Raw genomic sequence first — 21591 nt, 5'->3', positions numbered from 1 at the left:
CCTGTAGTGCATTATATTTTTAAAAAGAGAAAGTTAGATATTCTAAATATAGATTTAATAAATATGTAAATATAAAAACCATAGAAATTAATAATTAATTCGCTCAACGAAAAGTATATTTACCGCATCAATCTGCTCAAACCTTGATCTGGCCCAGAGCAAACGCTACCGGCTTGTGTGCTAAAAGTAGACATTCCGGCTATCCACCCGTCACTCTCTCCTCAGGGCAAAAGATGCAGGCAGATCAATCCTCACAACGCGCCGTCACGCGACTGTGTATTCAGTGCGGCCTTTTTTTATTGCAACACGGTGCCGAAAGCGCCCTGGTGGAGGAGCTCTCTACCCGACTGGGGCTGGCTCTGGGTATGGACAGCGTAGAGAGCGCCATCTCCTCTAACGCGATTGTGCTGACCACCATTAAAGCGGGCCAGTGTCTGACCTCAACGCGTAAAAACCACGATCGTGGGATCAACATGCACGTCGTCACCGAGGTGCAACACATCGTGATCATGGCGGAACACAAGCTGCTGGATGCGCAGGGGGTCGAAAAACGCTTCAGCCAGATCAAGCCGTTGCGCTATCCACGCTGGCTGGTAGTGCTGATGGTGGGCCTCTCCTGCGCCTGCTTCTGTAAACTTAACAACGGCGGCTGGGATGGCGCTATGGTGACCTTTATCGCCAGCACCCTCGCCATGTACGTGCGTCAGGTGCTGACGGGCCGGCATCTGCACCCGCAAATTAACTTCTGCATCACCGCCTTTGTCGCCACCACGGTTTCCGGCCTGCTGCTGCGGCTGCCGGGTTTTGCCACCACCCCGACCATCGCCATGGCCGCCAGCGTGCTGCTGCTGGTGCCGGGCTTTCCGCTGATTAATGCCGTGGCCGATATGTTCAAAGGTCACATCAATACCGGTCTTGCCCGCTGGGCGATAGCCAGTTTACTCACCCTCGCCACCTGTATTGGGGTGGTGATGGCCATGACGTTATGGGGACTTCGCGGATGGGCGTAATCGATTTTCTCTGGGCGCTGGCCCAGGACATGATGTTGTCGGCCATTCCGGCGGTGGGTTTTGCCATGGTATTTAACGTACCCCATCGCGCCCTGCCGTGGTGTGCGCTGTTGGGGGCGATCGGCCACGGCTCGCGTATGACGATGATGACCGCCGGGATGAATATCGAATGGTCGACCTTTATGGCCTCGATGCTGGTGGGCAGCATTGGGATCCAGTGGTCACGCTGGTATCTGGCGCATCCGAAAGTCTTTACCGTCGCGGCGGTGATCCCCATGTTTCCGGGCATCTCTGCCTATACCGCGATGATCTCGGCGGTGAAAATTAGCCACTTTGGCTACAGCGAAGCGCAGATGATCATGCTGCTGACTAACTTCCTGAAAGCCTCGTCAATCGTCGGCGCCCTCTCAATCGGGCTGTCGATCCCCGGGCTATGGCTCTACCGCAAACGCCCCCGGGTTTGAGAGTTGTGTTCTCCCGCTGCCGTGGTGATAATCCTCTGCTCTCATGTGGCTAAGTAAGGAGCAGATGTGTCTAACCCCGGCAGCGAAAACGCGGAAAACGGTGACGGCTCCCGCCTGAAAGACAAAATCTTCCTCAGCGCCCTCTCGCTGTTTGCCGAGTACGGGCTTAACGGCGCACGCATGGAGCAGATCGCCGAGAAAGCGGGCACCACCAAACGGATGGTGGTGTATCACTTTAAGACCAAAGAGAACCTCTACCTGCTGGTGCTGGAATATGTCTACACGCAGATCCGCGCCAGTGAGATGCAGCTCAGCCTGGATGCAATGCCGCCGGTAGAAGCGCTGGTGGAGCTGGTGGAAACCACCTTTGACTATCACGCCGACCATCCGGACTACATCCGCATTATCTGTATGGAGAACATGCAGCGGGGCCGGTTTATGCAGCAGTCGGCCTTGCTGCGCCAGGTGAACCGCAGCGCGCTGGATCTGCTGGAAACCATCCTCAAACGCGGCAAAGAGAAGCAACTCTTTAACCAGACGGTGAACGCCCGGGATTTGCATCGCCTCATCAGCAGCTTCAGCTTTCACTATGTGGCCAACAGCTACACCTTCACCCTGCTGTTTGAGGATGGCGCTGATGAACAGGCCCAGCGGCAACACTATCGAAAAATGGCGGTTCAGGTTGCCTTGCGTTATACCTGTCCTTAGCGCTTTCACCCCTGAGATAAGGAACCTACCATGTCTTTAGAAAAAGTTGTCTATACCGCCAAAGCCAAAGCTACCGGCGGCCGTGATGGTCGCGCCACCTCGTCCGACGGCGTGCTGGATGTCAAACTGGGCGTCCCCAAAGAGATGGGCGGCGCGGGCGGTGAAGTCACCAACCCGGAACAACTGTTCGCGGCGGGCTACTCAGCCTGTTTTCTCGGCGCCATGAAATTTGTGGCTAACCGCGACAAAATCACCATGCCGCAGGATGCCTTTATTGAGGGCGAAGTGGGGATCGGGCCGCTGCCAACCGGGTTTGGCATCGAAGCGAAACTGAATATTCACCTGCCAGGGATGGACGCCAGTGAGGCGAAAAAGCTGGTGGATGCGGCGCACATTGTCTGCCCGTACTCTAACGCCACCCGCAACAATATCGATGTGACGCTGAATATTATCTCCTGATTTTTCAGGGGGTCAGGGAGCGGGTTTCAGACCCCTGCCTGCCCCCTCCTCTCTGTGCTACCATAAGCCCATATCTCGTCCGCAGTAACTCAGTAGAGAAGTATTATGTCCTCCAGAATCCTGACCACCAGCGTCACTGGCATTGATGCCTTTATGCACGATCCCCGCGGCGTGCTGTCCAGGGCGCAAGGCGGTACTGTCGCCGTTTTCGCCGATAACGCACCGGCTTTTTACGCCATCACGCCGCAGCGTCTGGCCGAGCTGCTGGAGCTGGAAGCGCGCCTGGCGCGCCCGGCCAGTGACGTCACTCTGGATACTCAATTCTTCGAGGAGCCTACCAGCGCGCCGGTTGCGGTGCCGATGGGCAAATTCGCCATGTACAATGGCTGGCAGCCGGACCCCGATTTCCAGCGTCAGGCGGCGCTGTGGGGCATTGCCCTCACCCAGCCCGTCGCCCCTGAGGAGCTGGCCGCTTTTACCGCCTACTGGCAGGCGGAAGGGAAAGTCTTTCACCATATCCAGTGGCAGCAGAAGCTGGCGCGCAGCGTGCAGATCAACCGGGCCAGCAGCGGCAACCAGGCCAGACGCGATGTGAATACCTTTTCAGAACCGGATAAACAGATCCCCCACGGATTCCGAGGTGCCAAATGAAAGAGTTCGGCGAACTGATGAAACGTCTGCAGAAGATCATGCCCGCTAACGTCAAACCGGCCTTTACCACCGGTGAAGAGCTGCTGGCGTGGCAAAAAGAGCAGGGTAAGATCCGTGCGGCGGCGCTGGCGCGGGAGAACCGCGCCATGAAGATGCAGCGCACCTTTAACCGCTCCGGCATTCGTCCTCTGCATCAGAACTGCTCCTTCGACAACTACAAGGTGGAGACCCAGGGACAGCTCCAGGCTCTGCAACAGGCGCGCCAGTACGTAGAAGAGTTTGACGGCAACATCGCCAGCTTTATCTTCAGCGGCAAGCCGGGCACCGGCAAAAATCATCTCGCGGCGGCCATCTGCAACGAGCTACTGCTGCGCGGTAAATCGGTGCTGATCATCACCGTGGCTGACATCATGTCCGCCATGAAAGATACCTTCAGCAACCGGGAGACCAGCGAAGAACAGCTGTTGAACGATCTGAGTAACGTGGATCTGCTGGTGATTGATGAAATCGGCGTGCAGACCGAATCGCGCTATGAAAAGGTGATCATTAACCAGATTGTCGATCGCCGCTCCTCCTCCAAACGCCCGACCGGCATGCTGACCAACCATAACGTTGAAGAGATGACCCGTCTGCTGGGCGAGCGGGTGATGGATCGCATGAAACTGGGTAACAGTCTGTATGTGATTTTTGACTGGGAAAGCTATCGCAGCCGCGTTACCGGTAAAGAGTATTAGGATATTTACCCAAGTCCTGCACTGTCGCGAGGTTTATACTGGCTGCCATTCCGCCCCGGCGGGCAATCGACAGAGTAGGTCTTATGAAAACACATTTTCTTCTTAGCGCCGCAGTCAGCGCCCTCCTGATGACCGGTACAGCCCAGGCGGCCTCCTCCTGGCAGGATACGCTCAACAGCGCCGCCAGCCAGCTCAGCGCGGGCAGCAGCAACAGCACCACCACAACCTCCCAGAGCGGTGGCCTCTCCCTCTCCTCGCTCACCGGTCTGCTCAACAACGGCACCCAGTCGCTCTCTGCCAGCAACATGAATAACGCAGCCGGGATTCTCGAGTACTGCGCCAAAGAGAAGCTGGCCTCGATGACCGACGCCACCAACATTAAAAATCAGGTGCTGGGTAAGCTGGGTCTCGACACCCAGGAAGAGCAGCAGCAGGACACTAACTATCTGGAAGGGATCCAGGGTCTGCTGAATGCCAATAACGGCGAACAGCTGAATCTGGAAACCATCGGCAACTCTCCGCTGGCGAAGAAGGTCAAAGCCCAGGCCTGTGATTTTGTCCTGAAACAGGGAATGAGCTTTATCTCCTGATCCCCGACACGCCGCGACGGCTGCCGCGGCGTTTCTCCCCTTCCCCGCAGAAAGCGACGCCCGTCAAACATTCGATTTTCTAAACCAAATCCTAACAACAGCACAATTGCGTGACACTACAATTGCAGCTTGATGGCATCGCCATTACATTGGATCACCCAAAAATTAAACAGTTAATCCGCCAATCGGCGGATGCCTTTGTTGAGGATAAGCTGTTGTCAGAGTTTATTTCTGTTGCCCTGTTTATCGCCTCGGTGGTTATCTATTCCCGCAAAGCGGGTCGTAACACCTGGTGGTTTGCTGTCACCCTGCTGGTGCTGGGGCTTTTTGTCGTACTGAACATTACCCTCTACGCCAGTGACTACTTTACCGGCGACGGCATTAACGATGCTGTTCTCTATACCCTGACCAACAGTCTGACCGGTGCCGGGGTTAGTAAGTACATACTTCCAGGTATTGGTGTGGTGGTTGCCCTGGTGGCGGTATTCGGCCTGCTGGGCTGGATCCTGCGCCGCCGCCGTCATCATCCGCATCATCTCGGTTATAGCCTGCTGGCGCTGGTACTGGCCCTCGCCTCGGTGGATGCCAGTCCGGCGTTTCACCAGATCACCGAGCTGGTGAAATCCCAGTCCCGCGATGGCGATCCCGACTTTGCGGCGTATTACAAAGAGCCGGGTAAAACCATTCCAAACCCGAAACTCAACCTGGTCTATATCTATGGCGAAAGCCTGGAGCGCACCTACTTTGATAATGACGCCTTCCCGGATCTCGCGCCGGAGCTGGGTGCTATCAAAAATGAGGGGATCGATTTCAGCCACACCGCGCAGCTGCCTGGCACCGATTACACCATCGCCGGCATGGTCGCCTCCCAGTGTGGCATTCCGCTGTTCGCCCCGTTTGAAGGTAACGCTTCCGCATCGGTGTCGAGCTTCTTCCCGCAGAATATCTGTCTCGGCGATATCCTGAAAAACTCCGGGTACGAGAACTACTTCATGCAGGGCGCCAACCTGCGTTTCGCCGGGAAAGATGTGTTCCTGAAGTCCCACGGTTTTGACCATCTCTACGGTGCAGAAGAGTTAAAAACCACCGTCGCGGATCCGACCTACCGTAACGACTGGGGCTTCTATGACGATACGGTGCTGGATGAAACCTGGAAAAAATTCGAGGCGCTGTCACAGTCCGGCAAACGCTTCTCGCTGTTTGCCCTGACGGTGGATACGCACCACCCGGACGGCTTTATCTCCCGCACCTGCCAGCGCAAGCGCTATGCCCTTGACGGCAAGCCCAATCAATCCTTTAGCGCGGTGGGCTGTAGTCAGGAGCACATTGCGGCGCTGATCGAAAAAATCAAAGCCTCGCCGTACTTCAAAAACACGGTGATTGTGGTCTCTTCCGACCATCTGGCGATGAAAAACACCGCCTGGGATGCGCTGAACAAGCACGATCGCAGCAACCTGTTCTTTATCCTGCGTGGCGATAAGCCGCAGCAGGAGGTGATGGCCGTGAAGCGCAACACCATGGATAACGGCGCGACGGTGCTGGATATCCTCGGCGGGGATAACTTTATCGGCCTGGGCCGCAGTAGCCTCTCCGGGCAGTCGCTATCTGAAGTGTTCCTCAACATGAAGGAAAAAGTGCTGGCGTGGAAACCGGACGTCATTCGCCTGTGGAACTTCCCGAAAGAGCTGAAAGAATTCACCATCGACAGCCAGAAAAACATGATGGCCTTCTCCGACAGCCACTTCCGCCTGCCGCTGCTGCTGCGCGTTTCCGATAAGCGAGTGGAACCGCTGCCGGAAAGCGAATACTCGGCTCCGCTGCGCTACCAGCTGGCGGATTTCGCCCCGCGGGATAACTTCGTCTGGGTCGATCGCTGCTACAAGATGGGTCAGCTCTGGTCGCAGCCGCTGGCGCTCTCTACCGACTGGTGTGTTTCTCAGGGCCAGTTAGGCGGCGAGCAGACCGTGCAGCATGTCGATAAAGCGCAGTGGAAGGGCAAGACGGCGTTTAAAGATACAGTGATCAGCACCGATCGCTATCAGCGCAACGTCGACATGCTCAAGGTGTCCGACAACGACATCCGCTACAAGGCTGACAGCTTTGTCTTTAACGTGGCCGGGGCACCCGAAGAGGTGAAGCAGTTCAGCGGGATCTCGCGTCCGGAATCCTGGGGACGCTGGTCTAACGCCCAACTGGGTGATGAGGTGAAGATCGAATATAACCAGCCGCTGCCGGCGAAATTCGACCTGGTGATCACCGCCAAAGCCTGGGGACCAAACGCTAACAAACCGATCCCGGTACGTATTGGCGATAAAGAGCAGACCCTGACGCTGGGGAACGAGGTCACCACCACGACGCTGCATTTCGACAACCCGTCGCACAGCAGCACGCTGGTGATTGTTCCGCCTGCACCGGAGTCCACTAACGAGGGGAATATTCTCGGCCACTCTCCGCGCCAGCTGGGGATCGGGATGGTGGAGATCAAAGTGGTTAACGCGGAAGGGTAACCCCGGGAGAGGCTCGCCTCTCCCGCTTCGCAAGAAAAAAACAGCGCCCAACACCTCCCCGGGCGCTGCATGGCAACCGTTAAAAGCCAATCACGCCCTTAATCAGACCGCGATTATTAATCACCTCCGCCTCATACACTTCCGCCAGCTCACGAAACGCGTAGCGGTGGGTCAGCATCATCCCTGCCGTCAATTTGCCTTCAGCCATCAGCCGTCCCACTTTGGCGAAATCCTCCCCGGTGGCGTTGCGGCTCCCCATCATGGTGGTCTCTTTCTTATGAAACTCCGGATCGGAGAATTGCAGATCGCCCTTGTGCAGCCCGACAAAGACGATGGTGCCGCCGTGGCGGATCAGATTGACGGTATTGTTCATCGCCTGCGGATTACCGGTAGCGTCAATCACCTTCTGCGCCAGGGCCCCGTCGTATTGCGCCCGCAGCCGATCGGTAAAATCGGCTGCCGAGGGATCGAGCGCCGCTACGCCCAGAGAGCGCTGCACATGTTCTCGCCGGGCGGGACTGGTATCGGCGACCACCACCTGCGCGCCATCCGCATGCGCAATCGCCGCCGCCCCCAGGCCAATCGGTCCGGCCCCCACAACCAGCAGGTGCTCTCCCGGCTGAATGGCTGCGCGGCGTACCGCATGGGCGCTTATCGCAAACGGCTCGATCAGGGCCGCCGCCTCGGGGTCGATCCCGTCTGCGGGCAGCAGGTTGCTCACCGGCACCGACAGATACTCGCTAAAACCGCCGTCCTGATGTACGCCGATCACCGAGATAGCTTCGCAGCAGTTGGTTTTGCCGCTCAGGCAGGCCGGACAGTGCTGGCAGGCGACGTAAGGAATGACGGCTACCTGCTGGCCTTGATGCAGCGTGCGAATATTTTTGCCGATCCCTACCACCTCGCCACATATTTCATGCCCAAGCACACGGGGATAATTAAAAAAGGGTTGATTGCCGCCCCAGGCATGTATATCGGTCCCGCAAATGCCCACCGTTTTTATTTTTATCAGCGCCTCATTATCGCCGGGAACGGGCACTTCCCGCTGCGTCCAGAGTAATTTTTTCGGTTCCTGACATACCAGCGTATTCATCGTCATCATTTTTTGTTTCTCCCGTTCTGTCGTGGTTTCAGATATTGATGAAAACGCAAAATAACGGGTGGGCAATAAAGGGATTTGTGAATTGCCGCGCATAAAGCCGTTTTAAATAGGGTTTTAATGCCCCCTTTTCTGCCAGAAGGAATCTTTCATGAGCCGTTCGCAAAATTTGCGTCATAACGTGATTAACCAGGTGATCGACGACATGGCGAGGGGCCACATTCCGTCACCGCTGCCCTCACAAAGCGCGCTGGCGGAGATGTACAACATCAGTCGCACCACCGTGCGCCACATCCAGGCCCATCTCTGCGACTGCGGCGTACTGACGCGGGTGAACAATGACTACGTGATTGCCCGCAAGCCCGACGCCAGCGATGGTTTCACCTGCGAGATCGCGCCGCTGGCCGAGCAGACCCGGCTTTTTGAGCAGAGTTTTTTGTCGATGATCAACCAGCGCATTCTGCGTGCCGGAGAGGCCTTTTCGGAGCTGGCGCTGGCGCGTAGCGCAGGCGTCAGCCCGGTGGTGGTAAGGGAGTACTTACTTAAATTTAGCCGCTACAACCTGATCGAGAGCGAAAAGCGCGGCCAGTGGCGAATGAAGCAGTTTGACCAGTCGTGGGCTGAGCAGCTATTCGAGCTGCGCGAAATGCTCGAAACCCACGCCCTGCAGCATTTCCTCAATCTGCCCGACAGCGACCCGCGCTGGCTCCAGGCCCGCACCCTGCTGGAGGAGCACCGCGCCCTGCGCGACAGCATCGGCGACAGCTTCCGCCAGTTCTCCCGGCTGGATCGCGACTTCCACTCCCTGCTGCTCTCCGCCGCCAACAACATCTTTTTCAACCAGTCGCTGGAGATCATCTCATTCATCTTCCATTTCCACTACCAGTGGGACGAGAGCGACCTGAAGCAGCGCAATATCATCGCCATCGATGAGCATATGACCATCCTTAGCGCGCTTATCTGCCGCAACGATCTGGATGCCAATCTGGCGATGCGTAATCACCTGCATACCGCGAAACAGTCGATGATCCGCTCCATTAACCAGAGCGCGACGGTCTTTTATTAAGTACCGATTAAAAACAGCAAATCTTTACGGACAGCACGCTTCCGCGATCGGACACACGCGGGAAAATAACGGCTGCCTATGCTCACCGGGAGTCGACTTAATTTTTTATTGCGCGGTGAGGAATGCGGATATTCCATCACTTATCGTTATAGATATTTCTCTAATAAAAGATCAGAGAATACCCCTACAATAATTCAGGAGTCCGGCGTGGAAAAAAGCAATATAACTCTCGACCCGCAGACCACCTTTGACAAAGAAAAGACAACAGATATTTCTCTGCCGCCAACAGGTGCTATTCAGCGTAGCGCGCGAATAAAGCGCATCCAGACGACAGCGATGCTGTTATTGTTTTTTGCCGCGGTCATTAATTATCTCGATCGCAGCTCGCTGTCGGTGGCAAATCTTACCATTCGCGAGGAGCTGGGTCTCAGCGCCACCGAGATCGGCGCCCTGCTATCGGTGTTCTCGCTGGCGTATGGTATCGCCCAGCTGCCCTGCGGCCCGCTGCTGGACCGCAAAGGCCCGCGCCTGATGCTGGGGCTGGGAATGTTCTTCTGGTCGCTGTTCCAGGCGATGTCCGGGATGGTTCACAGCTTTACCCAGTTCGTGCTGGTGCGCATCGGGATGGGGATTGGCGAAGCGCCGATGAACCCCTGTGGCGTAAAAGTAATTAACGACTGGTTCAACATCAAAGAGCGTGGCCGTCCGATGGGCTTTTTCAACGCCGCCTCGACCATCGGCGTGGCCATCAGCCCGCCGCTGCTGGCGGCAATGATGCTGGTGATGGGCTGGCGCGGGATGTTTATCACCATCGGCGTATTGGGTATTTTCCTCGCCATTGGCTGGTACATGCTCTATCGCAACCGCGAGGAGCTTGAGCTGAGCGGCGTCGAGCAGGCGTACCTCAACGCCGGTAGCGTTAACACCCGTCGCGATCCCTTAAGCTTTGCTGAATGGCGCAGCCTGTTCCGCAACCGCACCATGTGGGGAATGATGCTGGGCTTTAGCGGCATCAACTATACCGCCTGGCTCTATCTGGCCTGGCTGCCGGGCTATCTGCAAACGGCCTATAACCTGGATCTGAAAAGCACCGGCCTGATGGCGGCCATTCCGTTTCTGTTTGGTGCGGCGGGGATGTTAGTCAATGGCTTCACCACCGATGCGCTGGTGAAACGCGGCATGGCGCCGGTACGCAGCCGTAAGCTGTGCATTATCAGCGGGATGCTCTGTTCGGCGGCCTTCACCTTCGTGGTACCGGAAGCGACCACGGCTATGAGTGCGGTACTGCTGATTGGGATGGCGCTGTTCTGCATCCACTTTGCGGGCACGTCGTGCTGGGGATTGATCCATGTGGCCGTGGCATCACGAATGACCGCCTCGGTGGGCAGCATTCAAAACTTCGCCAGTTTCATCTGCGCCTCGTTTGCCCCGATTGTCACCGGGTTTATCGTCGACACCACCCACTCGTTCCGCCTGGCGCTGATCATCTGCGGCTGCGTCACGGCGCTGGGGGCGTTAGCCTATATCTTCCTGGTGCGTCAGCCGATCAGCGATCCGCGCCAGCAGTAATAGTGCCGGGTGGCGGCTTCGCCTTACCCGGCCTACAAAATCGTAGGCCCGCGCAAGCGCAGCGCCGCCGGGCACAAAAACAGCGCCCTGCCTGAACAGGGCGCTATTCACATCAGAAGGTTTCCCAGTTGTCACCGCTGTCGGTAACCGCCGCTTTGCGCGTCGTTACCGGCGACGTCACGGTTTTCACCGCCGCGTGTGCATGGGCTTTCTGCTGCTCCTGCTGAATGCGGAACACCGCCACTGCCTGAGTCAGACGGCTCGCCTGCTCTTCCAGTGCCGCTGCCGCAGCCGCAGATTCCTGCACCAGCGAGGCGTTCTGCTGGGTGACGCGATCCATCTCGGCCACCGCCAGACCCACCTGGTCGATCCCGCGGCTCTGCTCATCAGAGGCAGAGGCGATCTCACCCATAATGTCGGTTACGCGGGTCACCGCGCTGACGATTTCACCCATGGTCTCACCGGCGCTTTCCACCAGCGTGGAACCCACTTCGACGCGACCCACGGAGTCCTCAATCAGGCTCTTGATCTCGCGTGCGGCCTGGGCGCTGCGCTGGGCCAGGTTACGGACTTCACCCGCGACCACCGCAAAACCACGCCCCTGCTCACCGGCACGCGCCGCTTCTACCGCCGCGTTCAGCGCCAGGATGTTGGTCTGGAAGGCAATACCGTCGATGACGCTGATGATGTCAGCAATCTTCTGCGAACTTCCGGCGATGTCACGCATGGTTTGCACCACGTTATCCACCACTTTGCCGCCTTTCTGCGCGGTTTCGGATGCGCTCAGCGCCAGATGGCTCGCCTGACGGGCGTTCTCGGCGTTCTGCTTCACGGTGGCGGTCAGCTCTTCCATGCTGGCTGCGGTCTCTTCCAGCGAGGCCGCCTGCTGCTCGGTACGGGAGGAGAGATCGTTGTTACCCATGGAGATTTCGCTCGCGCCGCTGTAGATGGCATTAGCGCCATTACGCACGTCGCCGACGGTACGCATCAGTTCAGCCTGCATGTGACGCAGCGTATCGGCCAGCTGCCCCATCTCGTTAGAACCTTCCACTTCGATGCGTTTCACCAGATCGCCGCCGGCGATATGACGAATGCTGTCAGTCAGACGGTTCAGCGGAGAGATCAGAGAGTGACGGATACCCAGCCACACGCCGACAATCACCACCAGCACCAGGATCAGCACGCTGAGCAGGATCCAGAGGGCCTGGCTGTAAGAGCTGTTGCTGTCGTCCACGGCGGTCTGATACAGATGATCGTTCTGCTGCAGATAGTTAACGTACTGCTTCTCAAAGCCATCCTGGTAGCTCTGGGTCGGCTGATCGAAGAACTCATTGATCTTGCCTGCGCCCAGCAGCTGGATCAGTTCGGCCAGCGCACCATGATAGATATCGTAGTTACGTTTAATTTCCAGCGCGGCGCCTTCACTCTGACGCGGGTCACGCGGCAGGGCTTCGTACTCCGCCCAGCTTTTTTCCGCCTGCTTCAGTGAAGCAGCAGCAATCTGCATCAGATCGTTCACGGTGGCACCGCTACCGATGTTGTTCTGATCCATCATGTAGCGGATGCCCGCGCGGTTCAGGGTGTTACGGGTTTGCAGCAACGCTACCCAGCTGCTGTTAAGCGTGGATTGTTGCTGACGAATGGTTTGCAGGACGGTGAAGTTTTCTTTGTCATGCTTCAGGGCATTAAAGAAAAGACCACCGGATGTGAGCTGTAATAGGCCAAAAATAACCAAAACCAGCAATAAGCTGGTAACAATCTTGATACGATTTAACATGATTTCTCATTCCACCAGACAGGTACAGAATTTTCGGCCTGGAATGGGAAAACTTTACGGAAATTGTGTTGATGACCGAAGCGATCTACTCCTTTTCCTGGCTGTTAGCCTGCCCATCGCCCAGCGCAATAAACTCCTGTAGCAGCGCCGTCAGCTGCTGCATTTTTTCCGGCGTGTACCGCGCCTCAATCTGCTGATAGGCCTCTTCCACCCGCGCCTGGGCGCGTTCATACAGGGCGTTCCCCTCTTTGGTGAGGGAGACATAGAGCTTGCGCTGGTCGTTGAGCGGCTTTAAGCGCAGCACCAGCCCGTCGCGCTCCATACGCGTCAGGATCCCGGTCAGGCTCGGGCGCAGAATACAGGTGCGGAAGGCCAGGTCATGAAAATCCATCGACGGATGCTCCGCCAGCACGCGCACGATCCGCCACTGCTGCTCCGTCAGATTCTGCTGCTTGATAATCGGGCGAAAAAAGGTCATCGCGGTTTCCCGCGCCTGGAGTAGTGCGATAGTTAACGAATCGTGCATGGCGCTCCCACCTCAACATCATTAATAACGAAACAATCAATGCATAACGCTCTCTCTGCGCACCAGCGGCGCGACTGAAAAGTCTAACAGATATCACATTAAAATATTAACCAACTGATATATATCATTAATTTTAGGTAAATGTGAATTTATTGTTATCACTATCACAAAATATTCACTTTTGTTTGCCAAACAGACAGCGAGGGACTAAAAACTAATCATTAACATATTAATGAACTCAAAACCCGCGACCCGGGCCCGAGGAGAAAGTAATGAAAGGTACTGTTTTTGCGGTGGCACTCAATCACCGCAGCCAGGTCGACGCCTGGCGCGACGCGTTTAACCAGCCCCCGTACAACACGCCACCGGAAACCGCCGTCTGGTTTATCAAACCGCGCAACACTCTGATCCGCGCCGGCGATGCTATTCCGCATCCTGAAGGGGAACAGGTGCTGAGCGGCGCCACGGTGGCGCTGATTGTCGGCAAAACCGCGAGCAAAGTCAGCCCGGAAGAGGCCGCCGACTACATTGCCGGGTACGCGCTGGCAAACGAGGTGAGCCTGCCGGAAGAGAGCTTCTACCGCCCGGCAATCAAAGCCAAATGCCGGGATGGATTTTGCCCGCTGGGTGAACTCGCCGCCGTCGACAACGTGGATAACCTGAACATCATCACCGAGATCAACGGTCGCGAAGCAGACCACTGGAACACCGCCGATTTGCAGCGTAACGCCGCTGAACTGCTGAGCGCCCTGAGTGAGTTTGCAACGCTCAACCCCGGCGACGCGATTCTGCTCGGCACCCCGCACTCGCGCGTGCCGCTCCAGCCAGGCGACCGCGTGCGCATTCTGGCAGAAGGCTTTCCGGCGCTGGAAAACCCGGTTGTCGATGAACGCGACGTCGCCATCGCTCAGGGTGTAAATCCTCACCCCACGCTGTTTGCCCTCGGCCTGAACTACGCCGATCACGCCAGCGAGCTGGACTTTAAGCCCCCCACCGAACCGCTGGTCTTTATCAAAGCGCCCAACACCTTCAACGGTGACAACCAGACTTCGGTGCGCCCGGACAACGTCGACTACATGCACTACGAAGCGGAGCTGGTGGTGGTGATCGGCAAAACCGCGCGTAAGGTCAGCGAAGCTGAGGCGATGGATTTTGTTGCGGGCTACACGGTCTGTAACGACTACGCCATCCGCGACTATCTCGAAAACTACTACCGCCCGAATCTGCGGGTCAAAAGCCGCGACGGGTTAACCCCCATCAGCCCCAACATCGTGCCAAAAGCAGCCATTCCCGATCCGCATAATCTCACCCTGCGCACTTTCGTCAACGGTGAATTACGTCAGGAAGGGACCACGGCGGATCTGATCTTCAGCATCCCGTTCCTGATTGCTTACTTAAGTGAATTTATGACCCTGCAACCGGGGGACATGATCGCCACCGGCACGCCGAAAGGGCTCGCCGACGTGCGCCCGGGAGATGAAGTGGTCGTGGAAGTGGAAGGCGTTGGCCGTCTGGTCAACCGGATTGTCAGCGAGGAGGCCAAATAATGAAAAAGATTAACCACTGGATCAACGGTAAAAACGTGGCGGGTAGCGACACCTTCCACACTACCAACCCGGCTACCGGCGAGGTGTTGGCGGAGGTGGCTTCCGGCGGCGCAGATGAGATCAACCAGGCCGTCGAAGCAGCCAAAGCGGCGTTCCCGAAATGGGCCAACCTGCCGATGAAAGAGCGCGCACGCCTGATGCGTCGCCTGGGCGAGCTGATTGACCAGAACGTGCCGGAGATCGCCGCGATGGAGACCGCCGACACCGGTCTGCCGATCCACCAGACCAAAAACGTGCTGATCCCGCGCGCCTCGCACAACTTCGAGTTCTTCGCCGAAGTGTGCCAGCAGATGAACGGCAAGACCTATCCGGTCGATGACAAGATGCTGAACTACACCCTGGTGCAACCGGTGGGGGTCTGCGCCCTGGTCTCGCCATGGAACGTGCCGTTTATGACCGCCACCTGGAAGGTCGCCCCCTGCCTGGCGCTGGGTAACACCGCGGTGCTGAAGATGTCCGAGCTGTCGCCGCTCACCGCTGACCGCTTAGGCGAGCTGGCGCTGGAGGCGGGCATTCCGGCGGGGGTGCTGAACGTGGTGCAGGGCTATGGCGCCACGGCAGGCGACGCGCTGGTGCGCCATCACGACGTGCGAGCCGTCTCCTTTACCGGCGGCACCGCCACCGGACGGCGCATCATGCAGAGCGCCGGGCTGAAAAAATACTCCATGGAGCTGGGGGGCAAATCGCCGGTGCTGGTGTTTGAAGATGCCGATATCGAACGCGCCCTGGATGCCGCCCTGTTCACCATCTTCTCCATCAACGGCGAACGCTGCACCGCGGGCTCGCGCATCTTCATCCAGCAGAGCATCTACCCGGAATTCGTCAAACGCTTCGCCGAGCGCGCCAACCGCCTGCGGGTGGGCGATCCGACCGATCCGAATACCCAGATCGGGGCCCTTATCAGCCAACAGCACTGGGAGAAAGTCTCCGGCTATATCCGCCTGGGCATTGAAGAGGGGGCGACCCTGCTGGCGGGCGGCCCGGATAAACCGGCGGATCTGCCTGTCCATCTGAAAGGCGGCAACTTCCTGCGCCCAACGGTGCTGGCGGATGTCGACAACCGCATGCGCGTGGCGCAGGAGGAGATCTTCGGCCCGGTGGCCTGCCTGCTGCCGTTTAAGGACGAAGCGGAAGGGCTGCGCCTGGCGAACGACGTGGAGTACGGCCTGGCGTCCTACATCTGGACCCAGGACGTCAGCAAGGTGCTGCGTCTGGCGCGCAATATCGAGGCGGGCATGGTGTTTGTGAACACCCAGAACGTGCGCGACCTGCGCCAGCCGTTTGGCGGCGTGAAGGCCTCCGGCACCGGACGCGAAGGCGGCGAGTACAGCTTTGAAGTCTTCGCCGAGATGAAAAACGTCTGTATCTCGATGGGCGACCATCCGATCCCGAAGTGGGGGGTATGAAATGGGCAAGTTAGCGTTAGCAGCAAAAATCACCCACGTTCCGTCGATGTATCTCTCTGAGATCCCCGGTAAAAACTTTGGCTGCCGTCAGGGGGCCATCGAGGGGCATAAAGAGATCGGCAGACGCTGCCGCGAGATGGGCGTCGATACCATTATCGTCTTCGACACCCACTGGCTGGTGAACAGCGCCTATCACATCAACTGTGCGGACCATTTTTCGGGCGTCTACACCAGCAATGAGCTGCCGCACTTTATCCGCGACATGACCTACGACTACGACGGCAACCCGGCGCTGGGCCAGCTGATTGCCGACGAGGCGGTGAAGCTTGGCGTGCGCGCCAAAGCGCACAACATTCCGAGCCTGAAGCTGGAGTACGGCACCCTGGTGCCGATGCGCTACATGAACGCCGACAAGCACTTCAAAGTGGTCTCCATCTCGGCCTTCTGCACGGTACATGACTTTGCCGACAGCCGCAGGCTGGGTGAGGCAATCCTGAGCGCCATCGAGAAATATGACGGCACCGTGGCGGTGCTTGCCAGCGGCTCGCTCTCACACCGCTTTATTGACGACCAGCGCGCCGAAGAGGGGATGAACAGCTACACCCGCGAGTTTGATCGCCAGATGGATGAGCGGGTGGTGAAGCTGTGGCGCGAAGGCCAGTTCAAAGAGTTCTGCAGCATGCTGCCGGAGTACGCCGACTACTGCTACGGCGAAGGCAATATGCACGACACGGTAATGCTGCTGGGCATGCTCGGCTGGGACAGATACGACGGCAAGGTGGAGTTTCTCACCGAGCTATTCCCCAGCTCCGGCACCGGTCAGGTTAACGCCGTTTTTCCTCTGCCCGCATAAGGATGTCCCATGCCGCACTTTATTGCTGAATGCACCGACAACATCCGCGACCAGGCCGACCTGCCGGGGCTGTTCGCCAAAGTCAACGAGGCGCTGGCCGCTACGGGCATCTTCCCCCTCGGCGGGATCCGCAGCCGCGCCCACTGGCTGGATACCTGGCAGATGGCCGACGGCAAACAGGATTACGCCTTTGTGCATATGACGCTGAAGATTGGCGCCGGGCGCAGCCTGGAAAGCCGGGAAGAGGTGGGTGAAATGCTGTTTGCGCTGATCAAAGCGCATTTTGCCGACCTCATGGCCGCCCGCTATCTGGCGCTGTCGTTTGAGCTCGATGAACTGCACCCGACGCTCAATTACAAACAAAACAACGTACACGCGTTGTTTACGTAGCCGTCTTCTCGCCCGGTGGCGCTGCGCTTACCGGGCCTACAACGGCCCCGAACGTAGGCCGGGTAAGCGCAGCGCCACCCGGCAAACAGCAGCATCAATCGTAGGCCGGGTAAGCACAGCGCCACCCGGCAAACAGCAGCATCAACCGTAGGCCGGGTAAGCGTAGCGCCACCCGGCAATGCAATGCCACAGGATATCGCCATGCTCGACAAACAGACCCACACCCTGATTGCCCATCGCCTGCATCAGGCGGAACAGACCCGGGAGCAGATCCGTGCGATCTCGCTGGATTACCCGCAGATCACCATTGACGACGCCTACGCCGTCCAGCGCGAATGGGTAAGCCTGAAAATCGCCGAAGGCCGCACCCTGAAAGGCCACAAGATCGGCCTTACTTCGAAGGCGATGCAGGCCAGCTCGCAGATCAGCGAGCCAGATTACGGCGCCCTGCTGGACGATATGTTCTTCCATGACGGCAGCGATATCCCCACCGATCGCTTTATCGTTCCGCGCATTGAGGTGGAGCTGGCCTTCGTGCTGGCGAAACCGCTGCGCGGCCCGAACTGCACGATATTCGATGTCTACAACGCCACGGATTACGTCATCCCCGCGCTGGAGCTGATCGACGCCCGCTGCCACAACATCGATCCGGAAACCCAGCGCCCGCGCAAGGTGTTCGACACCATCTCCGATAACGCCGCCAACGCGGGCGTGATCCTCGGCGGGCGCCCGATCCGCCCGGACGAGCTGGATCTGCGCTGGATCTCTGCCCTGCTCTATCGCAACGGCGTGATCGAAGAGACCGGCGTTGCCGCGGGCGTGCTCAACCACCCGGCCAACGGCGTGGCATGGCTGGCGAACAAGCTGGCCCCCTACGACGTACAGCTGGAACCCGGCCAGATCATCCTCGGCGGTTCGTTTACCCGTCCGGTGCCCGCCAGCAGAGGCGATACCTTCCACGTGGACTACGGCAACATGGGCTCCATCAGCTGCCGCTTTGTGTGAGGAGACGACCATGGAAAACGCATTCAAAGCGGCACTGCAAGCGGGCAAACCCCAGATCGGCTTATGGCTGGGGCTGACCAGCAGCTACAGCGCCGAACTGCTGGCGGGGGCAGGCTTCGACTGGCTGCTGATCGACGGTGAGCACGCCCCTAACAGCGTGCAGACCGTTCTCGCCCAGCTCCAGGCCATCGCCCCCTACCCCAGCCAGCCGGTGGTGCGCCCATCGTGGAACGATCCGGTGCAGATCAAACAGCTGCTGGATGTGGGGGCGCAAACCCTGCTGGTGCCGATGGTACAAAACGCCGACGAGGCGCGGCTAGCGGTGCGCGCAACCCGCTACCCGCCTGCGGGTATTCGCGGCGTCGGCAGCGCCCTGGCCCGGGCATCACGCTGGAACCGCATCCCGGATTACCTGCACCAGGCCAACGACGCTATGTGCGTGCTGGTACAGATTGAAACCCGCGAAGCGCTAAAAAACCTGCCGCAGATCCTGGATGTGGAGGGCGTCGACGGGGTGTTTATCGGCCCGGCGGATCTCAGCGCCGACATGGGCTTTGCCGGTAATCCGCAGCATCCGGAAGTACAGGCCGCCATTGAACAGGCCATCGCGCAGATCCGGGCGGCGGGCAAAGCGCCCGGCATCCTGATGGCGAACGAGCAGCTGGCCCGTCGCTATCTCGAACTCGGGGCGCTGTTTGTCGCCGTCGGCGTCGACACCACCCTGCTCGCCCGCAGCGCCGAAGCGCTGGCGGCACGCTTTATCGATAACCCGGTTACGTCAGTTAATAACAATAAATCCGTCTACTGAACGATCTGGAGCGCACCATGACGACCTCTACCCTGCAAGATAATAAAGCCGTTGAACATCGCGTCATCAATAAGCTGTTCCGTCGTTTGATCGTGTTTCTCTTTATTCTCTTTGTCTTCTCGTTTCTCGATCGCATTAACATTGGCTTTGCCGGGCTGACGATGGGCAAAGATCTGGGCCTCACCTCCACCATGTTTGGCCTGGCCGCAACGCTCTTTTACGTCACCTACGTGCTGTGCGGGATCCCCAGCAACATCATGCTGGCGAAGATCGGCGCCCGGCGCTGGATCGCCGGGATCATGGTGGTGTGGGGGATCGCCTCCACCTGCACCATGTTCGCCACCAGCCCGCAGACGCTCTACGTGCTGCGTATGCTGGTGGGCATTGCCGAAGCCGGTTTCCTGCCGGGGATCCTGGTCTATCTCACCTGGTGGTTCCCCGCCTATCACCGCGCCCGCGCCAACGCGCTCTTTATGATCGCCATGCCGGTGACCATGATGCTGGGCTCGATCCTCTCCGGCTACATCCTGGCGATGGACGGGCTGTGGAACCTGAAGGGCTGGCAGTGGCTGTTCCTGCTGGAAGGTCTGCCGTCGGTGGTGCTTGGGGTGGTGACCTGGTTCTTCCTGAACGACACGCCGGATCAGGCCACCTGGCTGGACGACGAAGAGAAGCAGACCCTGAAAACGATGATCGCCCGCGAGCAGGAGAACGCCATTGCCCATGCCGCCACGCCGCGCTCGACGCTGCGCGAAGTGCTGACCCCGGCGGTGCTGCTCTACACCCTGGCCTACTTCTGCCTGACCAATACGCTGAGCGCCATCAACATCTGGACGCCGCAGATCCTGCAAAGCTTTAATACCGGCAGCAGCAATATCGTGATCGGCCTGCTGGCGGCGATCCCGCAGTTTTGCACCATCCTCGGGATGATCTGGTGGAGCCGTCGCTCCGACAGGCTGAAAGAACGAAAAAAGCACACCATCCTGCCGTACCTTTTTGCGGCGGCGGGATGGCTGCTGGCCTCGGCCACCGATCACAGCCTGATCCAGCTGCTTGGCATCATCATGGCCTCAACCGGATCGTTTACCGCCATGGCGATCTTCTGGACCACGCCAGATCAGGTTATTAGCCTGCAGTCCCGGGCGGTGGCGCTGGCGGTGATCAACGCCATCGGCAACGTCGGCTCCGCCGTCAGTCCGCTGCTGATTGGCATCCTGCGCGATGCCACCGGCAGCTTCAGCTCCGGGCTGTGGTTCGTGGCCGGGTTGCTGGTGGTGGGTGCGCTGGTGCTGACGCGTATTCCGATGACCCGGCAGGAGAGCCGTGCAAACGTGCCGGACATGGCGACGCAGAAGATCCATTGAGGAGCGGTTATGTGCCAGAGCCCGATTGCCAATATCGACATCAGCAAAGAGTACGACGAGAGCCTGGGAACGGACGATGTGCATTACCAGTCCTTTGCGCGTATGGCGGCCTTCTTTGGCCGCGATATGCAGGCCCATCGCCACGACCGCTATTTTCAGATGCACTTTCTGGATACCGGGCAGATTGAGCTGCAGCTGGACGATCACCGTTACTCGGTGCAGGCCCCGCTGTTTGTCCTGACGCCGCCCTCGGTGCCGCACGCGTTTTTCACCGAATCGGACAGCGACGGACACGTGCTGACGGTGCATGAAGATCTGATCTGGCCGCTGCTGGAAGTGCTCTACCCCGGCACCCGGGAGACCTTCGGGCTGCCGGGCATCTGCCTGTCGCTGGCCGATAAACCCGATGAGCTGGCGGCGCTTTCTCATTACTGGCGGCTGATTGAACGCGAATCCACCGCCCAGCTTCCCGGGCGGGAGCACACCCTGGCACTGCTGGCGCAGGCGGTATTCACCCTGCTGCTGCGCAACGCCCCGCTCGACGATCACGAGGCCTACGGCATGCGCGGCGAACTGAAACTATTTCAGCGCTTTACTCAGCTGGTTGACGCGCACTTCCACCAGCACTGGACGGTGCCGGAATATGCCAGCGAACTGCACCTCACCGAATCGCGGCTGACCGACATCTGCCGCCGTTTCGCCAACCGGCCGCCGAAACGGCTCATCTTCGACCGCCAGCTGCGCGAAGCCAGGCGGCTGCTGGTCTTCTCCGACAGCGCCGTGAATGAGATTGCCTGGCAGCTGGGATTCAAAGACCCGGCCTATTTCGCGCGGTTTTTTAACCGCTTAGTAGGGTGTTCGCCAAGCAAGTATCGGGCACAGAAAGTGCCAGTGTCGTGAGTTTTGCCAGGGGGACGGTGGAGGTTGAAAACAGATGGCCTTGACATCTCACGCAGCGGGTAGTTTACTTTTTTTATTATAGTGACACCCTGAGTGAA

Annotated in this window: 21 protein-coding genes; 18 read left to right on the top strand and 3 right to left on the bottom strand. The window is 58.4% G+C overall.

The annotated features are described in order from the left end of the window. Positions 1–233: 233 nt before the first annotated feature. From ACOKCT_RS05525 to opgB, 8 genes are all read left to right on the top strand, one after another. Positions 234–1010: a threonine/serine ThrE exporter family protein gene (locus tag ACOKCT_RS05525; RefSeq protein ID WP_103178158.1), complete on the top strand. Its 777-nt coding sequence runs from the start codon at positions 234–236 to the stop codon at positions 1008–1010. Continuing rightward, the gene (locus tag ACOKCT_RS05520) at positions 1001–1474 is read left to right on the top strand and encodes a threonine/serine exporter (protein ID WP_103178157.1); all 474 of its coding nucleotides are present in this window, start codon (positions 1001–1003) and stop codon (positions 1472–1474) included. The genes ACOKCT_RS05525 and ACOKCT_RS05520 overlap by 10 nt, the downstream gene beginning before the upstream one ends. Before the next feature lie 66 nt (positions 1475–1540). Then, the gene (locus ACOKCT_RS05515) at positions 1541–2182 is read left to right on the top strand and encodes a TetR family transcriptional regulator (protein ID WP_156653884.1); all 642 of its coding nucleotides are present in this window, start codon (positions 1541–1543) and stop codon (positions 2180–2182) included. 30 nt (positions 2183–2212) lie between these two features. After that, entirely contained in the window at positions 2213–2641 is a 429-nt protein-coding gene (locus ACOKCT_RS05510; RefSeq protein WP_103178155.1) for an organic hydroperoxide resistance protein, read from the top strand. A 105-nt stretch (positions 2642–2746) separates the two neighbouring features. Continuing rightward, positions 2747–3292, top strand: a complete 546-nt coding sequence (gene dnaT, locus ACOKCT_RS05505; RefSeq protein WP_156653883.1) for a primosomal protein DnaT — start codon at positions 2747–2749, stop codon at positions 3290–3292. Beyond that, positions 3289–4026 (top strand): DNA replication protein DnaC, encoded by a 738-nt coding sequence (gene dnaC / locus ACOKCT_RS05500; protein ID WP_103178153.1) that lies wholly within the window; start codon positions 3289–3291, stop codon positions 4024–4026. Before dnaT ends, dnaC begins: the two co-directional genes overlap by 4 nt. 83 nt (positions 4027–4109) lie before the next feature. After that, positions 4110–4616 (top strand): DUF2501 domain-containing protein, encoded by a 507-nt coding sequence (locus ACOKCT_RS05495; RefSeq protein WP_103178152.1) that lies wholly within the window; start codon positions 4110–4112, stop codon positions 4614–4616. 215 nt (positions 4617–4831) lie between these two features. Next, complete coding sequence (gene opgB / locus ACOKCT_RS05490) at positions 4832–7123, top strand: phosphatidylglycerol--membrane-oligosaccharide glycerophosphotransferase (RefSeq protein WP_103181024.1); 2292 nt, start codon at positions 4832–4834, stop codon at positions 7121–7123. A 79-nt stretch (positions 7124–7202) separates the two neighbouring features. Here opgB and ACOKCT_RS05485 read toward each other — a convergent pair whose 3' ends face one another. Continuing rightward, the gene (locus ACOKCT_RS05485) at positions 7203–8225 is read right to left on the bottom strand and encodes a zinc-binding alcohol dehydrogenase family protein (RefSeq protein WP_313228271.1); all 1023 of its coding nucleotides are present in this window, start codon (positions 8223–8225) and stop codon (positions 7203–7205) included. A gap of 148 nt (positions 8226–8373) precedes the next feature. Between ACOKCT_RS05485 and ACOKCT_RS05480 the strand changes: the two genes are divergently transcribed. Continuing rightward, complete coding sequence (locus ACOKCT_RS05480) at positions 8374–9288, top strand: GntR family transcriptional regulator (RefSeq protein WP_313228270.1); 915 nt, start codon at positions 8374–8376, stop codon at positions 9286–9288. A 207-nt stretch (positions 9289–9495) separates the two neighbouring features. Further along, entirely contained in the window at positions 9496–10857 is a 1362-nt protein-coding gene (locus ACOKCT_RS05475; protein WP_180209948.1) for an MFS transporter, read from the top strand. Positions 10858–10969: 112 nt separating this feature from the next. Here ACOKCT_RS05475 and tsr read toward each other — a convergent pair whose 3' ends face one another. Beyond that, a complete protein-coding gene (gene tsr / locus ACOKCT_RS05470; RefSeq protein WP_103178149.1) occupies positions 10970–12634 on the bottom strand; it encodes a methyl-accepting chemotaxis protein in 1665 nt (554 codons plus the stop codon). Positions 12635–12719: 85 nt separating this feature from the next. Continuing rightward, positions 12720–13160, bottom strand: coding sequence for a homoprotocatechuate degradation operon regulator HpaR (gene hpaR / locus ACOKCT_RS05465; RefSeq protein WP_313228268.1), 441 nt, complete (start codon positions 13158–13160; stop codon positions 12720–12722). Positions 13161–13432: 272 nt separating this feature from the next. Here hpaR and hpaG point away from each other — a divergent pair, with 272 nt between their 5' ends. The 8 genes from hpaG to hpaA all read left to right on the top strand — a co-directional run bounded on the left by hpaG (position 13433) and on the right by hpaA (position 21493). Next, positions 13433–14707 (top strand): 4-hydroxyphenylacetate degradation bifunctional isomerase/decarboxylase, encoded by a 1275-nt coding sequence (gene hpaG, locus ACOKCT_RS05460; RefSeq protein WP_313228266.1) that lies wholly within the window; start codon positions 13433–13435, stop codon positions 14705–14707. Further along, the gene (gene hpaE / locus ACOKCT_RS05455; RefSeq protein ID WP_103178146.1) at positions 14707–16173 is read left to right on the top strand and encodes a 5-carboxymethyl-2-hydroxymuconate semialdehyde dehydrogenase; all 1467 of its coding nucleotides are present in this window, start codon (positions 14707–14709) and stop codon (positions 16171–16173) included. Before hpaG ends, hpaE begins: the two co-directional genes overlap by 1 nt. Before the next feature lies 1 nt (position 16174). After that, a complete protein-coding gene (gene hpaD, locus ACOKCT_RS05450; protein ID WP_180209944.1) occupies positions 16175–17026 on the top strand; it encodes a 3,4-dihydroxyphenylacetate 2,3-dioxygenase in 852 nt (283 codons plus the stop codon). Between the two features lie 9 nt (positions 17027–17035). Next, on the top strand, positions 17036–17416 hold the full coding sequence (locus ACOKCT_RS05445; RefSeq protein WP_103178144.1) for a 5-carboxymethyl-2-hydroxymuconate Delta-isomerase: 381 nt from the start codon (positions 17036–17038) through the stop codon (positions 17414–17416). Positions 17417–17617: 201 nt separating this feature from the next. Continuing rightward, positions 17618–18421 carry a 2-oxo-hept-4-ene-1,7-dioate hydratase gene (gene hpaH / locus ACOKCT_RS05440; RefSeq protein ID WP_313228286.1) on the top strand — a complete coding sequence of 268 codons (804 nt, stop codon included), beginning with the start codon at positions 17618–17620 and terminating at the stop codon, positions 18419–18421. A 10-nt stretch (positions 18422–18431) separates the two neighbouring features. Next, positions 18432–19229: a 4-hydroxy-2-oxoheptanedioate aldolase gene (hpaI, locus tag ACOKCT_RS05435; protein WP_313228264.1), complete on the top strand. Its 798-nt coding sequence runs from the start codon at positions 18432–18434 to the stop codon at positions 19227–19229. Positions 19230–19246: 17 nt separating this feature from the next. Then, the gene (gene hpaX, locus ACOKCT_RS05430) at positions 19247–20593 is read left to right on the top strand and encodes a 4-hydroxyphenylacetate permease (RefSeq protein ID WP_313228262.1); all 1347 of its coding nucleotides are present in this window, start codon (positions 19247–19249) and stop codon (positions 20591–20593) included. Positions 20594–20602: 9 nt separating this feature from the next. Then, a complete protein-coding gene (hpaA, locus tag ACOKCT_RS05425) occupies positions 20603–21493 on the top strand; it encodes a 4-hydroxyphenylacetate catabolism regulatory protein HpaA (RefSeq protein ID WP_313228260.1) in 891 nt (296 codons plus the stop codon). The last annotated feature ends 98 nt before the right edge of the window (positions 21494–21591 follow it).

Source organism: Leclercia sp. M-A074-M (genome assembly GCF_965195605.1).
Taxonomy (GTDB): Bacteria; Pseudomonadota; Gammaproteobacteria; order Enterobacterales; family Enterobacteriaceae; genus Enterobacter.
The sequence above is the reverse complement of the archived record's forward strand: the minus strand, read 5'-3'. Positions and strand labels throughout refer to the sequence as shown.

Bases quoted from the DNA above. Each gene is read 5' to 3' on its own strand.
- ACOKCT_RS05525 (WP_103178158.1), top strand. From the start codon at position 234: ATGCAGGCAGATCAATCCTCACAACGCGCCGTCACGCGACTGTGTATT.
- ACOKCT_RS05520 (WP_103178157.1), top strand. From the start codon at position 1,001: ATGGGCGTAATCGATTTTCTCTGGGCGCTGGCCCAGGACATGATGTTG.
- ACOKCT_RS05510 (WP_103178155.1), top strand. From the start codon at position 2,213: ATGTCTTTAGAAAAAGTTGTCTATACCGCCAAAGCCAAAGCTACCGGC.
- dnaT (WP_156653883.1), top strand. From the start codon at position 2,747: ATGTCCTCCAGAATCCTGACCACCAGCGTCACTGGCATTGATGCCTTT.
- dnaC (WP_103178153.1), top strand. From the start codon at position 3,289: ATGAAAGAGTTCGGCGAACTGATGAAACGTCTGCAGAAGATCATGCCC.
- ACOKCT_RS05495 (WP_103178152.1), top strand. From the start codon at position 4,110: ATGAAAACACATTTTCTTCTTAGCGCCGCAGTCAGCGCCCTCCTGATG.
- ACOKCT_RS05485 (WP_313228271.1), bottom strand. From the start codon at position 8,225: ATGATGACGATGAATACGCTGGTATGTCAGGAACCGAAAAAATTACTC.
- ACOKCT_RS05480 (WP_313228270.1), top strand. From the start codon at position 8,374: ATGAGCCGTTCGCAAAATTTGCGTCATAACGTGATTAACCAGGTGATC.
- tsr (WP_103178149.1), bottom strand. From the start codon at position 12,634: ATGTTAAATCGTATCAAGATTGTTACCAGCTTATTGCTGGTTTTGGTT.
- hpaR (WP_313228268.1), bottom strand. From the start codon at position 13,160: ATGCACGATTCGTTAACTATCGCACTACTCCAGGCGCGGGAAACCGCG.
- hpaG (WP_313228266.1), top strand. From the start codon at position 13,433: ATGAAAGGTACTGTTTTTGCGGTGGCACTCAATCACCGCAGCCAGGTC.
- hpaE (WP_103178146.1), top strand. From the start codon at position 14,707: ATGAAAAAGATTAACCACTGGATCAACGGTAAAAACGTGGCGGGTAGC.
- hpaD (WP_180209944.1), top strand. From the start codon at position 16,175: ATGGGCAAGTTAGCGTTAGCAGCAAAAATCACCCACGTTCCGTCGATG.
- ACOKCT_RS05445 (WP_103178144.1), top strand. From the start codon at position 17,036: ATGCCGCACTTTATTGCTGAATGCACCGACAACATCCGCGACCAGGCC.
- hpaH (WP_313228286.1), top strand. From the start codon at position 17,618: ATGCTCGACAAACAGACCCACACCCTGATTGCCCATCGCCTGCATCAG.
- hpaI (WP_313228264.1), top strand. From the start codon at position 18,432: ATGGAAAACGCATTCAAAGCGGCACTGCAAGCGGGCAAACCCCAGATC.
- hpaX (WP_313228262.1), top strand. From the start codon at position 19,247: ATGACGACCTCTACCCTGCAAGATAATAAAGCCGTTGAACATCGCGTC.
- hpaA (WP_313228260.1), top strand. From the start codon at position 20,603: ATGTGCCAGAGCCCGATTGCCAATATCGACATCAGCAAAGAGTACGAC.